Annotated in this window: 9 protein-coding genes; 3 read left to right on the forward strand and 6 right to left on the reverse strand. The window is 55.3% G+C overall.

What is annotated here, in order from left to right; genetic code table 11:
- Positions 1-24: 24 nt before the first annotated feature.
- Positions 25-1095 (reverse strand): LacI family DNA-binding transcriptional regulator, encoded by a 1071-nt coding sequence (locus KTH_RS01115; RefSeq protein ID WP_211326044.1) that lies wholly within the window; start codon positions 1093-1095, stop codon positions 25-27.
- A 367-nt stretch (positions 1096-1462) separates the two neighbouring features.
- Here KTH_RS01115 and KTH_RS01120 point away from each other — a divergent pair, with 367 nt between their 5' ends.
- Complete coding sequence (locus KTH_RS01120) at positions 1463-4948, forward strand: tetratricopeptide repeat protein (protein WP_111319827.1); 3486 nt, start codon at positions 1463-1465, stop codon at positions 4946-4948.
- Positions 4949-5079: 131 nt separating this feature from the next.
- Complete coding sequence (locus KTH_RS01125) at positions 5080-7749, forward strand: LuxR C-terminal-related transcriptional regulator (protein WP_497615974.1); 2670 nt, start codon at positions 5080-5082, stop codon at positions 7747-7749.
- A 43-nt stretch (positions 7750-7792) separates the two neighbouring features.
- Here KTH_RS01125 and KTH_RS01130 read toward each other — a convergent pair whose 3' ends face one another.
- From KTH_RS01130 to KTH_RS01150, 5 genes are all read right to left on the reverse strand, one after another.
- Positions 7793-8371 (reverse strand): GrpB family protein, encoded by a 579-nt coding sequence (locus KTH_RS01130; RefSeq protein ID WP_111319831.1) that lies wholly within the window; start codon positions 8369-8371, stop codon positions 7793-7795.
- A gap of 73 nt (positions 8372-8444) precedes the next feature.
- Positions 8445-9311: a carbohydrate ABC transporter permease gene (locus tag KTH_RS01135; protein WP_497615975.1), complete on the reverse strand. Its 867-nt coding sequence runs from the start codon at positions 9309-9311 to the stop codon at positions 8445-8447.
- 25 nt (positions 9312-9336) lie between these two features.
- Positions 9337-10299, reverse strand: coding sequence for a carbohydrate ABC transporter permease (locus tag KTH_RS01140; protein ID WP_497615976.1), 963 nt, complete (start codon positions 10297-10299; stop codon positions 9337-9339).
- Positions 10300-10371: 72 nt separating this feature from the next.
- Positions 10372-11652, reverse strand: coding sequence for an ABC transporter substrate-binding protein (locus KTH_RS01145; RefSeq protein WP_497615978.1), 1281 nt, complete (start codon positions 11650-11652; stop codon positions 10372-10374).
- Positions 11653-12111: 459 nt separating this feature from the next.
- On the reverse strand, positions 12112-12861 hold the full coding sequence (locus KTH_RS01150) for an alpha/beta hydrolase (RefSeq protein ID WP_497615979.1): 750 nt from the start codon (positions 12859-12861) through the stop codon (positions 12112-12114).
- Between the two features lie 234 nt (positions 12862-13095).
- Here KTH_RS01150 and KTH_RS01155 point away from each other — a divergent pair, with 234 nt between their 5' ends.
- Positions 13096-14190, forward strand: a complete 1095-nt coding sequence (locus KTH_RS01155) for a UDP-N-acetylmuramate dehydrogenase (RefSeq protein WP_497615981.1) — start codon at positions 13096-13098, stop codon at positions 14188-14190.
- Positions 14191-14281: the final 91 nt, after the last annotated feature.

Consider the following 14281-nt stretch of genomic DNA (forward strand, 5'->3'; position numbering starts at 1 on the left):
CCATGCACTCATTGCATGTAACAGCTACTTCGATAAAGAGAGAGGGGTACAGAGTTGCTTACATGATGCTCTTACAACAACATGCGTCTTATGTGTGATAAATACCGATCTGGAAAGGTTCCGTTCAGATACCGACCACTTCCACTCATAGGGCAACGAAGGCGTCTCGATCATGCGCAGCAACAGCTCGATAGCACTTCTCCCCATCTCATCCAGCGGCTGCCGGACCGTGGTCAGGGGAGGCTGCATCAGCGAGGCGAACAGCACATCATCAAAGCCAACCACCGTCACCTCTTCAGGAACCCGCAAACCAAGCGATTGCGCCGCAAAATAGACACCCTGCGCCATCAGATCGTTCGCGGCAAATATAGCGGTCGGGCGCTGATCCAGCGTCAAAAGACGTTCGGCGCAGAGCTGACCACTGCTCAGGGTGAAATCACCGGTCTCGATCAGTTGAGGCTCAACCATGATCTGAGCCTCGGCGAGCGCGTCGCAATATCCCCGAAAGCGATCGTGCGACACCTGATATTCAAGCGGCCCACGAATATGTGCGATCCGCCTGTGTCCGAGACGCACCAGATACCGCGTCGCTTCATATGCACCGTTGCGCTGATCGGCGGACACCCAGGGAATGCGCTCAGAAGGGGTTGCTTGATCGTCAAGGATCACCACAGGAAACCCCTGACGTTGCAGCTTCTCCAGATACTCGGTCGATTGCCCTGGATAGATTGCCAGCAAGCCAGCAACAAGCTTACGCTCCAGGATACGTTCAAGAATCTCGCTGCGGTCCTTCTGATGATTGCGATCATTGACGCTATACAGCACAAGCTCATAGTCGGTCTGCGCAATCACCTCAGCCACGCCATGCATAATCTCCGGGATAAGAGGCCAGGTCAGTTCCGGAATGAGAGCGCCAATCAAACGACTCCTTCCGGCAAGCGTCGAAGCTGCGACACTGGGAACAAACCCGTGCTCTTCCACCACCTTCATCACCCGCTCCCGGGTCTCTGCGTCTACATCTGGTCGATTATTGAGCACACGAGAAACGGTCGTTTTGCTCACACCCGCCAGTGCGGCAATGTCCCGTATCGTCATCCTCTTTGCCATGCGGTTTTGTCCTCTTCACAATCAAATAGGTGCGGGCCCGTTTCCGGGAACGGTTGCGGGAACGGTACAGGAACCGCTTCCAGGAGTTAGTGTACGCGGGATTGAAACAAAAAACAGGTAGCAAAAGTGGTATTTTCGGGGTTTATTTTTGATACCAGCGAGCAAGCAGGGGCACGATATAGGTACCAACCAGCTACATAGGTCTGATCTATGGTCCCGGAATACTTGACTATTTCTGGCGTTTTGAGGTATCTTGGTAGAAAACAAGCTGCGCAATAAGCTGGTTCCCGAGAAAACAAACAGAGAAACCGCAGACACAATGTAGTGGCATAAGGGCTTATAGAAACAGGAAGCAATGACACGCTCACATCCTACGGTCCACGGACAGACCTTAGTGTATCGACTCGACGACCGGGAAATTCAAGTGCAGGTTGATTCCCCCGAATGGTTCGAGTGGCTGACAGAGGCAATGACGTTTGCTTTCCACTCTGCGGAAGGCTCCTTTACCGCGCGTAAGGAGCGTACCAGCAATGGTCGTGGCGGCTGGTACTGGAAAGCCTATCAGCGCCGTAAAGGGAAACTCTATCACGCGTACCTCGGCAAAACCGAAACCCTGACACTGCAACGCCTGCTGAGCATCGCCGGACAGCTTTCCCGAGATGGAGCACAACAACCTGAGGAACCAATTGACCAGGAACCGTTTTTCCTGCACATCGGGCCCCTGATTGGCCGCGAGCAGGAAATAGCCACGGCGCTGGAACTGCTAAAGCGCCCGGATATCCGCCTGCTGACCATTACCGGACCGGCAGGGGTCGGCAAAACACGTCTCGGTGTCCAGCTCACGCAGATGCTTTCCGCTGAGTTTGCCGATGGCTCGCAGAGCGTTTCGCTGGCAACAGTACGTGATGCCTCGCTGGTGCTGCCTACGATCGCCTACCGGCTAGGCTTTGTTGAGGCAGGCGAGGAGTCACTGCTACAACGTGTAAAGACCTATCTTGCCCACAAACAGATGTTGCTGCTGCTTGATAACTTCGAGCAGATCGTCATCGCTGCACCTCTGCTTGCTGAACTGCTCTCGGCCTGCCCGCAGATCAAGTTCCTGGTCACCAGCCGCGAGGCTCTCCATATCCGCTCAGAGTATGAGCTGAACATTGCGCCGCTCCCGCTTCCTGACCTGCGCCGCCTTCCCGATCTCAATGAACTGGCCCAGAATGCTGCGGTCTCGCTCTTTGTCCAGCGGGCCGCCTCGGTGAAGGTTGGCTTTCGATTGACCGCCAATAACGCCCGCCCGATTGCCGAGATTTGTACGCAGCTTGACGGGCTCCCGCTCGCGATCGAGCTGGCAGCCGCCCGGGTGAAGTTCTTCCCACCCCAGATGCTACTTGCACGTCTGGGAAGCCGCCTTCAGATCCTCACGGGAGGAGCGCGGGATCTGCCCCCACGTCAGCAAACATTGCGCGATACGCTCCATTGGAGCTACGAGCTGCTGACCGAACAAGAACAACGGCTGTTCCGTCGTCTGGCCGTCTTTGTCAATGGCTGCATGATTGACGCGGTTGATCCGGTCTGTGGCACGGCCGATGAGAGCGATACGCTAGAACTCATCACCTCATTGATCGATAAGAATCTTGTACAGAGTATCGAGCAGGCAGACGACCAGATTCGCCTGATGATGCTGGAGACGGTGCGCGAGTATGGGCTTGAGTGCCTGCAAGAATATGATGAGATCGAAACGGTACGTCAGGCGCACGCTGCCTACTATCTTGAACTGGCGCTAGAGGCCGAAGCGCACCTGAAGGGAGCCGATCAGGTCGCATGGCTGAACCGACTTGAGCAGGAATACGACAATCTGCGCACTGCCTGTCACTGGCTCCTTGAGCGTCAGCAATATGAGGCCACGCTTCAGCTCTGTAGTAGCCTCTGGTGCTTCTTTCTGATTAGAAGCCACCAGAGCGAGGCGCTCCACTGGCTGGAACAGGCGTTAACCTATCATCACACGACAATCTCTCCATCCTTACGCGCAAAAGGCTACTATACCGCCGGACTGCTCGCGGGAAGTCAGGGCCTCCATCCGCAAAGCCTGCTCTATCTTGAAAAGAGTCTGGAACTCTCGACCGATAAGCACAACAACGCAGCAGCCCTGAATCAGCTCGGGCATATTCGCGCCCGGTCATCACCTTTGGAGGCACACAAGCTCTATCAGCAAAGCTTTGAGCTGGCGAAAGAGGTACAGGACTCGCACTGCATGGCCGATGCCCTGATCTCGCTGGCAGATGAGGCGCTGGCGTTGGGTGATCTGCCTCGATCACGTACCCTCTTCACGGAGAGCCTGCGCATCTCTGAGGAGCTACATGACAAGCGAAACATCGCCTGTAGCCTGGGCGGACTGGGTCAGGTCTACGCGCAGGAAGGGCGCTTCTCCGAGGCCCAATCATTCCTGCTGCGCAGCCTCAGCATTTTCCGCGAGATCGGCGATCGTACCAACCTGGCTTATATGCTGATCCCGCTTGGCATGGTGACCCTCTATCTGGGCGACTATCCAACCGCGCAGGCGCTCTTTCAGGAAAGCCTGACCGTGTCGCGTAGCCTGGGCAATCAGAACCATATCGCGAACTATCTGGGCATTCTGGGAGAAGTTGCCCTGCACAAGAAAGGCGAGGAAACTGCGGCCCGCATCTTGCTTGAAGAGAGTCTCTCTATCTTTCGCGAGACAGACAACGAGGAGGGCATTGCTTCACGCCTGCTTGTGCTTGGCAATCTGGAACTGGCGCAGGGACATTTGCAGACAGCAGAGCCACTGCTACAGGAAAGTCTGCTGATCTTCCGCAAGCTTGCAAACCGAGCCATGACTGCGACCGCGCTCTATATGCTCTCTCATACCGCGGCCCATCTGGGGAACTATAGCGCCGCACGCGCCTACATGGCTGAGAGCCTGACGATCACTCGCGAGATCGGTGACAAATGGCAGATGCCCTCGCGTTTGAGCCACCTCGGATTGATCGCGCTCAATCAGGGAGAGCTTGAGGTGGCACGTCCGCTCATTGAGGAAAGCATTGTGCTTGCACGCCAGTCGGGGGATCTGCGCTATCTCTCCGATGCGCTTGGAATCATGGGCCTGCTCTTGATGAACGAGGGCAATTATGCAGGTGCACAAACCCAGTTACAGGAGAGCCTGAGCATCTCGCAACAGATCAAGGACTCCATAGCCAGTGCCTATCGTCTGGCCGATCTCGGCACGCTGGCCTTCTATCAAAAAGACTACGCACATGCTCGCCCCCTGATCGAGGAAAGCCTGATGATCTGTCTGGACGCGGGCAACCGCTGGTTTATCGCGTCATGTCTGGAACGCCTGGGAGAAATCGCGATTGAGGAGCAGCAGACGGTTCGTGCCGTACAACTCTGGGGAGCCGCCGCCACGATTCGGGAAACTATTCAGGCCCCGATTCCGCCCATTGAGCTCAAGCCCTATCAGGAGGCCGTCGCAAAGGCCCGACAGCAGCTCGGTGATGAGCAGTTTGAAAGTATCTGGGCTTCGGGACAGAAGAAGACGCCCGCCGAGCTCCTCTCACTCACCCATACCGAGCCGCTTGAGGAGAAAAGCGTTCTGTCCACTCCGGGCACCGGACTGACGACCCGCGAGCGTGAGGTTCTGGAACTGGTCACACAAGGGCTGACCAACGCGCAAATTGCCGAGCGGCTGATTATCAGCCCGCGCACCGTGCAGACACACCTGACCTCGATCTACAGCAAAATCGGCGTCACCTCGCGGAGCGCCGCCACACGCTACGCTATTGAGCAAAAGCTGATTGAGAGCTCCGCAGAATGGCGTAATCTCGCGTAATCTCTCCATTCCAGCATGTTTCCCACCAGAAATACGCACTCTTGCCGATGTGGATACCCACGCTATAGGGCTATGCTTGAAGGAAAGGACGAAGAAGCAATGAAGCATACTACAAAGAGAGAAGGCACCCTATGGCACGAACCACTCTACCGCACGTCATTGATGACTGCCTGCACTTGCAGGAAACACCCCCTTCTACCATCACTATAGGTTCAGCGGGCTGGTTTCGCTGGCTCGAAGAGAACACCTCATTTTCTTTCCGGCATCCGCTGGGCACGTTCACCGGGCGTCGTGAGCTGCATCAGCAGAAGCCGTACTGGTATGCCTATCACAAACGCGAGGGCAAAACGTTGAAAGCATATCTTGGCAAAGCAGAGGACCTCACAGCAGAGCGCCTTCTTGCAGTTGCCACCCTGTTATTTACCAGAACGACACTGCGTCAGCCAGCTTCAGAGGCCACATCAAGCCATATAGTAGCGCGTCCCTATCTCTTTCAACACTGCCTGCGCTCGTTGCACAAAAAGCTGATCCTGCTCTCTGCACCCGCCGGTTGGGGCAAGAGCACGATACTCCAGGAGTGGCAGCGTCTGCTTCAACAACAGAAAGTGCAAACTCTTGTCCTGACGCCGCACGAGGCCGGCTTTCAGGCCTCGCTCAATGCCGCCCTGACAGAGCATGCTGAGATAGCCATTCACTCACACGAGCAGGCGCTAGAAACGCTGCGTCGCCTGCAACGCGTGGTGCTGTTCCTCGATCAGAATGAGATCACCTGCGCTGACGAGATTATACACTTTCTGCAACAGGCCCCGGCAGGCTGTCACCTTATCCTGGCGACGCGTCACCCGTCAACGCTGGCGCGGCTCTCCGTTCAGAACCTCATAAGCGAACTGTCTCTTGAACAGCTTGCGTTTCGTCCGGAGGATATCCGCACGCTTGTGCAGCAGCTTACTGGCACAGAGCCCACAGAGGAAACCGTCAACCAGCTTGCAGAGCTTACCGGGGGCTGGCCCCTGGGAATTCGCTGGCTCCTGACACACTGTCCCTTCCCGATCACCAATGATGAGCTTGCAACCGTGCTGGAACACGATCGCTCGCTACAGCACTTTGTAGACGAGGAGATCCTGCAACCACTCCCAAAGCCCTGGCGGGACTTCCTCCTTCAGATCTCCATTCTGGATGAGCTCGACGAGCAGCGCTGCAATGCCGTGCGCGAGCGCACCGACAGCCATACACTGCTTGCCTCGCTGGCACAGGCACACCTTTTCCTCCAATCGACCGAGCATGGAACCCTTCGGCTGATCCCGCTTCTTGCCCGGGTGCTCCGCCAGCAGACCGATACAGCACCGCTTCACGCTCGTGCGAGCCGCTGGTACAGACAGCGCGGGCAATTGCAACAGGCCCTGTTCCATGCCCATCAAAGTGCTGATGAGCAACTGGTCCAGCGCCTGCAGCTTCACTCGGCCCTGCTCCATCTGTTCAAGGGACAGGACGTACCGGCACATACCTCACCCCTGCTTGCGGCCCTCGCTGTGCAGCGCTTTGACGAGGCAGAGCGCCAGCTTGCCACCCTTGAAGATACCGACCTGATCAGTCTGGTACAGCTCTATCTGGCAGGGCAGACCGGGAAACGCTATCCCATCGAATACGTATCCGAGCAGCCAGACGTCCGGGCCTGGTGCGCTACGCTTGCCCCGATCATGACCGGCGATGTTGCAGAATATCCTGTTCGGGAACTTCTGGCATCCAATGGGCACCAAACATCGCTTGCGCTCGGAGCGCTGGCCTTTCTCTTGCTTCAGCAGGGAAAGCTTCAACAGGCAGCCTCGACACTCGAACAGCTCAGGGAGCGGCTTGAGGCTGAAACAGATTCGCTGCTCTATGCCCTGGGAATGAGTGAACTCGCGCTGGAACGCCATGACCTCCCCACGGCGGCGCACTTCCTGCTACAAGGCCAGCAGCTTTTGCACGCCACACACTACTGTCATGCCGCACTCTCATTGCGCCATACCATTGCGTATACGCGGTTCTATCTGGCCCAAAGCCAGTATACGCGGGCGCTTCAGCTCGCCAGCACGATCGAGGAGCAGGCAACATGGCCACAGCTTGCCCATCAGCTTGCAGCCGCACAGCGGGCCTGGGTTTTCCTGTCACAGGAGCAATTCGACAAGGCGGAATACTGGCTGACCATCTGCAAAAACAATAGCGTGGCGCTCCCTGAGCTGCTTCAGACATGGATCGCACAGCTTGAAATTCGGCTCCACCCCCAGAGCGCATATCGGCATCTGCCCTTGCTCAAGCAGGCCGCCCAGGCACATCAGCGCTGGACCGATCTGCTGACGTACGAGCTCTTTCAGGCGCACCTGTTCTATACTACTGGAGCTCAGGCAGCGGCACAGGCCACGCTCGAACGGGCAGTGCTGCGAGCGCGTCCCGAACAGCATATTCGTCCGTTCCTTGAAGGGGGACAAACCATCTATCGGCTCTTGAGGCTTCTCCAACGGGGCGCGGTTGCTCCGGCCTTTGTGCGTACACTTATCACGCATTTTCATAAGGTTGAGTCCCGCCAGAGCAGCGCCCTTTCTCGGGAGGCGTCCACACTGACCCGACGAGAGCATGATGTGCTGCAATTACTGGTTAAAGGAGCCTCCAACCGCACCATTGCCCGTGAGCTGGTCATCAGCGAGGGAACCGTCAAAAAGCATGTCTTTAACATCTGCTCCAAGCTCAACGCCCAAAATCGAGCCCAGGTTATCGCACAGATTCTACAGGAGCAGCAATTCAGATACACGGAAGCGTCGTAAAGGGACCGAGCGGGGACAGGCAGTGTTTCCTGTCCCCGCTTTTTCATGCGGTCGCTCGCCGCAAAATCTGCTCCACAACGCCAGTCTTGGCATCTGCATAGTTCTGCACATATTTCCAGTTTCGGGCCGCAAGCGTGCGCTTGGTCTCTTCATAGAGCTCGCGATCCTCCGGATGCGTGCGCAGCCAATCGCGGAAACGCAGCATCCGAGCAACTTCCGGGCACCCGGGCGAGAAGACATGCAGGTTGCACATCGGCTCGGTTCTCTTGAGCACCCGATGCTCATACCACTCTGGCTCACGAATCCGCAGGGTGTAACCAGCGGCTTCCAGCGCTGGCACATAGGACGCCTCATCCGCCGCATCTGGCACAACAAGCACGATATCGATAATCGGCTTGGCGGCCAGACCCGGAACCGAGGTTGAACCCACATGCTCTAGCTGGCATACTTGACCATTCAGGGCAGCCCGAATGTGCTCCGCCTGACGCTCAAAAAGATGAGGCCATTGTGGATCATAGTCAACGAACTCAATCGGTTTATGTAGCGGAACAAGCTCTCCAATTGTGACGGCTTGAAGCTGTTCCTCCGTTGTTTCTCTGATCTGTTCTTCATGCTCAGACACAGAACACCTCTTTTGTCAGAATCCAAAACACACCAATCTATCTATCATAGCATAGGAAGCGCTCTGTGAGAACTTAGCCTTTCAGGCCGCTCTGCTTGTATCCCTCCACGATATAGCGCTGAAGCAAGAAGAACAGCACCATCAGCGGCAGAATCGCGACCGCGGCGCCGATAAAGAGTTCGTGTAAATTCAACACCTGAGCGTTGAGGAAATTGGATAGCACCACCTGCACCGTCCAGGCCGTTCGATCCTGCCCGACCACAAACGGCCACAGGAAGGCGTTCCAGCTCTGGATAAAGGTAATCACGCTCAACGCGGCAATGATACCATACGAGTTCGGAACCACAATCCGCCAGAACGTGCCCCAGTAGCCCAGACCGTCCACACGCCCCGCCTCTTCCAGCTCACGCGGGAAACTCAGGAAGAACTGCCGAAACAGAAACGTGGTGAAGCCGCTGAAGATACCCGGCACAACCAGCCCCTGTAGCGTGCTGAGCCAGCCCAGATAGGAGACGACCACATAGGTTGGCACATAGATCACCGCCGAGGGAATCATCAGCGTGAGCAGGATCGTATAGAATACCTGGTTGGCATAGCGATACGGCACCCGCGCCAGACCATAGCCCGCCAGCAACGAAATAAGGATCTGCCCCACCGTCTGCAAGAAGGCGATCAAAGCCGAGTTCACCATTCCATCCGAAAAAGGAACCTCCGAATCCGAGAAGAGTTCGCCAATATTTTCAAAGTGCAGCGCAGAGGGGAAGAAGGTCCAGTTCGGTGAGGTGATTTCCTGTTCCGTAGCAAGCCCGTTACGCACGATCAGATAAAATGGCAAGAGAAAGAGCAGCGCCAGTACAATCAACACCCCATAATGCAGCGTGGTCAGGAGCGCCTTCTTCAGCGTGACGCGCGGCGCTGGTCGCACAACAGAAGTTGACATACATTCTCCCTTTGCATACTGTATCTTAATTGGAGCGCCCGAAGCCAAGCAAACGGCCCTGTAGCAAGGTAAAGAAGATGATAATGATGGTAAGAATCATCGCTCCGGCACTTCCGAGCCCATAATCCTGGCTACCAAGCGCGACATTGTACAGATACATCAGTGGCGTGCGCAGCAGACTTTGATTGCCGCCTGACATGATATTCCAGAACTCGTCAAATGCCTGATAGGCCGCGATAATGTTCAGCAACAGGATCGCAATAGAGGTATTGCGTAGTTGTGGCACGGTGATATACCAGAACGTCTGCCAGCCTCGTTTTGCGCCATCAACCATCGCGGCCTCATACAGCTCACGCGGGATCTCCTGAAGCCCGGCAATAAAGATGATCATATACATGCCAAGCTGGAGCCAGAGGCGCACCGTTACCAGTACCAGCCAGTACCAGGGAGGATTAGGCGAGGAGATCCACTGCACCGGGTCCAGGTTGAACAGATGGAGAATCGCATTTGCCAGCCCATAGCGCGTCCCGTTGAAGATACTCATTTTCCAGACAATCGAGGCCAGTACATATGAGCAGGCTGTTGGCAGAAAGAAAACCGAGCGAAAGAACCCCTGTGCGAACTTCGCGCTGTTGACCAGCAGGGCCAGCCCGAGCGCACAGAGAAACGTGGTCGGTACAATAAAAAAGGCAAAGATCGTAAAGGTCAGCAGGGATGAGGTAAACTGCTGATCCTGAAGGAGATCACGATAGTTCCGCAAGCCCGCAAAGCCTGTCGGGAGAATCACCGCCCGAGCCTCCGAAAAGCTCAAGACAATGCTCCAGATAATCGGAACAAAGAAAAACAGGATCAGGCCAAGCATTAAGGGAGCCACAAAAGACCAGAAGATCAGCGTCGTCTTGATGGAACTGCGTCGCACGCGCCGCGCGCTCTCTCGCTCACCAATAGACGGCATCAGCGCCGCAGCCGGGGTCTCTGGAGAGCTCATCCGATTTTCCCTCCTTGCGTTGAACTACAAACGGTATGGAGGAAGAAAGCGCTCCATACCGTTCAACATGGCCTAGCTCAAGAGCTTCTGCAACTCTTTATCGCACTTGTCCGCGGCCTTCTTCAGCTCGGACATTGCGTCAGCATTGTGCTTGACAATGTTGCTGACGGCATCGGTCAGCGCAAGTTGCATGGCGTTATCCCAGTACGGCGTATTGGAATGTCCATACGCATTCAGGAACTCCACTGCCTTTGCGGCAAGACCTTTCGTCAGCTTGTCCGTTTTCGCGGCGATGCTCTTGCGGGGAGGAACATGGAAGCCATAACCGACATTCCAGTCAATCTGTATGTCGGTGTTATCGATCCAGAGCCACTTGACATACTCCTTCGCGGCATCGATATGCTTGCTCTTCGCCGAGATCATCTCAGCCCAACCACCAAAGCCAACCGCAGGCTTGCTCTGCACATCCAGCGCCGGGAAGGGGAACACGCCGAAATCGTCACCAAGCGCCGCCTGAATCTCCGGCATGGCCCAGAGCCCACACCACTGCATGGCACACATACCCTGCTTGAACGGCTCGGAACTCCACCAGAAGACAGGCGCATCAGGCAGCAATCCCCCGGATGCATTCAGCTCACGCAGCTTCTCATAGGCACCCGCCACGCGCTCGTTCACAAACGTAATCTTGTTATCCTCGGTAAGAAACTCGGAGCCAGCCGCCCACCCCAGAATATAGAGAAGAGCATCAATACCGCCGTCTGAGCCGATATAGAGCCCCTTCATATCCTTATTCGAGAGTTTCTTTGCCGCTGAAATAAGCTCGTCTATGGTCTGAGGCTCTTTCTCAATGCCTGCCTTCTGGAACAGGCTCTTGCGATAGTAGACCATCGACATGTCATTCAACATTTTGATCGCGTAGATTTTGCCGTTGATCCGGAGGGGTTTCAGGGCGTTCTCGTTGAAGTCGTTAAGGACCGGGGAAATAATATCATCGAGCGGCACAACCAGACCCGCTTTCACCTGGTCAACAGTCGGGTTGGGAAGCTCAAAGACATCGGGAGGATTGGAACCAAGCAGAGAGGTACGTACTTTATCGGGATACTCATTTCCGGTGCCCGGCACCCAGTTAACTGTGACTTTCGCCTTTGTGTACTGTTTGGCGTAGCGTTGTACCGCCTCATGGGTGCCTTTTTCGCCATACTGATGATACCAGTGCGTCAATGCAGGCAGATCTGAATTGCTTCCTCCCCCGCCACCGGTACCCGCACAGGCTGCCAGTAATCCCCCACTGAGAGCCAGCGAAGCAGAATAGCGCAAGAAACGCCGTCGAGACTGAGTCGATCCGTGAGCCATATACCAAGCCTCCTACATGGTAATAAAACCGCACAACAATTGGTCATAGGAATTCTTACGGCCCATCGCTCTTTCTCCACCCCACATGAAATGAGAATCCGCATAAGCCAGCAATATGCGAATTCACGGGTGCACGCTTTCTATCGGTTTTGCCTGCCCTCTTCCTTGAAGAGCTTTCAACCGATCATCGGGGTTGCCACAAACGTTCTAGAAGAAGAAACGCTGTTTCCTTGCTGGGATACTGGAATCGGATTTTTCCTCATGGTCTCTTTGTTAAACTAATGTTATAAAAATCATACCATTCCCATTTTTCTTTGTCAATGATACAAGCAAGCAAGATATTTCAGTTACACGATAGAAGAAGAAATCCTCGCCCTCCCTTCGCTCCTCTACTCTATAAATAGTCTTTTCAGGTAGAGCCTCTGTTACCAGGAAAGGACCGGTAACAGAGGGAGTACATCAATTGGCATAGGTGTGAACAAAGGTCAGAATACGCTTCAATAGATCCTGCCAGTGCTCTTCATAGAAGAGGTCGGTGCCGTGGGCAGCCCCACTATAGATGTGTATTTCCTTCGGAGCATTCGCCACCTGATAGAGCTTCTCCGTATCCTCGTGATAGGTGTCGTCCTCACTGTTGATGATCAACTGTGGCGCAGTTATCTTCCTGACCGTCTGCTCATCCACCCAGCTAATAAAGGGAGCCGAGAGGGTAATCACCCCTGCCACCTTCGTCTGTGCGGCAGTCAGCAGCGATGTCGTACCGCCAATACTGGCCCCGATCAACACGATCTTATTCGCCCCCTGCTGCTGCATAAAGGTAATCGCGCCAAGCAGATCAAGCTCATACTTGCTGGTATTATCATCACCCTCCGAATCGCCATTGCCCCGATAGTCGTATGCCAGCACCCGAAGCCCCTGCTGAGCCAGCCAGGGAGCCAGCATCTCCCATTCCTGCTTGGAGCCTCGGCGCATATGGGAGCAAATAACAGCCGTCTGCCCCGAGGCGCCATACAGCCACCCGGTCAGCTTGATTCCATCGCGCGAGGAGAACTGCACCGTTCGCTTCGGGACCGCCGGTGGCGTCGGTGAAGGAGTGGGAGCCGGAGGTGTTGGCGTTGGTGATGCTGTACCCTCTTGAGGGGACGACGCACAGGCCGTCAGCAGCAACAACAGGCACAAAATCACGAGTTGACGAACAGACTGTCTCATCCTTCTCTCCTTGTAAAATTTCATACATCGATATGTCACACAATACATACGTCAGCAGAGACATATTTTTCTCATTCCTGGCTCAGCCGTACGCGGTGTAACGTGACGAAGCTGTGATGTCGTCTTATCTATACGTGAGGGGGCTGTGAGGTCACTGCAATATACTACACACAGAACGAAGAAGAGATATCCGCTTCCCCCCGCAGCCGAGGCGGCAACAAAGGAGAGATTGTTATGGCTTTCCAGAAAGATGCCCTCTACGCTCGCTTGCAGCCACACTTTCACGAGCGAATTCGCCGTGATGAGCCGCTGTCGGAGCATTGCGCCTTTGGGATTGGAGGTCCCGCAGATCTCTGGCTTGATCTGGTATCAAAAGAAGAACTCTTCAGGCTGGTGCAGCTCTGTGGAGAGCACCGTGTCCCGCTCTTGCTGATCGGAAATGGAACGAACGTTCTGTTTGCCGATCAGGGTGTGCGCGGCATCGTTGCCCATCTTCACGAGAAAGAGTTCGAGGTGGAGAATGAGGGAGATTCTGCACTGCTCCTTGCCGATGCCGGGTTAAGCTGGCCTTCTCTCGTCAACCAACTGGCCTCGATGGGATGGAGCGGGCTTCAATTCACAGCCGGGATTCCCGGTACCCTGGGTGGCGGGGTCATGAGCAACGCCGGCGCCCACAATAAGCATTTGGGACAGGTGCTTGAGTGGATTGAGGTGCTTGACGCACGTGGGGTGAATGCGGGGGAGCCTGGTGAGATAGCAGTACCACAGATACGCCGCTATTCCCGTGATGAACTGGATCTTCGGTATCATCACAGCCGCTTGCGGGAACAGCGATATGTCCGTTGGAGCGAAGATGAGTCGTTGCTTCCGGCTCCACGTGCCTTGATCGAGCCGCCAGAAATGGTGTTACGACTCGCCCTGCGGCTCTATCCTGACCAACCGGAGCACATACGCGAGGAAATCGGTGCGTATGAGGCAATTCGACGCGCTGAGCTTCCGCGGGAAAAACGATCGGGCCCGGTCTTTCTTGATCCTGAGGGACAGCGGGCAGGCGAGCTCATCAAGCGGGCGGGACTGCGCGGTCGGGTCTTTGGCAATCTACAAGTCTCACCACGCAATGCGAACTATCTCATTAACCGTGGAGGTGCCAGCGCAAATGATGTCGTTGCGCTGATCTCATATATTCGTGGCGAGGTACTTGCTCGTTGTGGCGTTGATCTGGCAGTTGACCTCGAATTACAGGGCGAGTGGCAACCCGTCAAGACGCATACAATGATCTCTGCCTATGCGCGAAGAGAAGCGTATGCACGCAAGGAAAGGAGGCGATAAGATCTGTTCAAGCCGGTATAGGACTCCTCCTATACCTGACCTTCCCGATACACAACCATCCTGAAAAAAAGTGAGTTGATTGAGCTTTCCA

This window comes from Thermosporothrix sp. COM3 (assembly GCF_059696735.1).

Coding starts and splice junctions, on each gene's coding strand:
- KTH_RS01115 (WP_211326044.1), bottom strand. CDS start 1,095: ATGACGATACGGGACATTGCCGCACTGGCGGGTGTGAGCAAAACGACC.
- KTH_RS01120 (WP_111319827.1), top strand. CDS start 1,463: ATGACACGCTCACATCCTACGGTCCACGGACAGACCTTAGTGTATCGA.
- KTH_RS01125 (WP_497615974.1), top strand. CDS start 5,080: ATGGCACGAACCACTCTACCGCACGTCATTGATGACTGCCTGCACTTG.
- KTH_RS01135 (WP_497615975.1), bottom strand. CDS start 9,311: ATGTCAACTTCTGTTGTGCGACCAGCGCCGCGCGTCACGCTGAAGAAG.
- KTH_RS01140 (WP_497615976.1), bottom strand. CDS start 10,299: ATGAGCTCTCCAGAGACCCCGGCTGCGGCGCTGATGCCGTCTATTGGT.
- KTH_RS01145 (WP_497615978.1), bottom strand. CDS start 11,652: ATGGCTCACGGATCGACTCAGTCTCGACGGCGTTTCTTGCGCTATTCT.
- KTH_RS01150 (WP_497615979.1), bottom strand. CDS start 12,861: ATGAGACAGTCTGTTCGTCAACTCGTGATTTTGTGCCTGTTGTTGCTG.
- KTH_RS01155 (WP_497615981.1), top strand. CDS start 13,096: ATGGCTTTCCAGAAAGATGCCCTCTACGCTCGCTTGCAGCCACACTTT.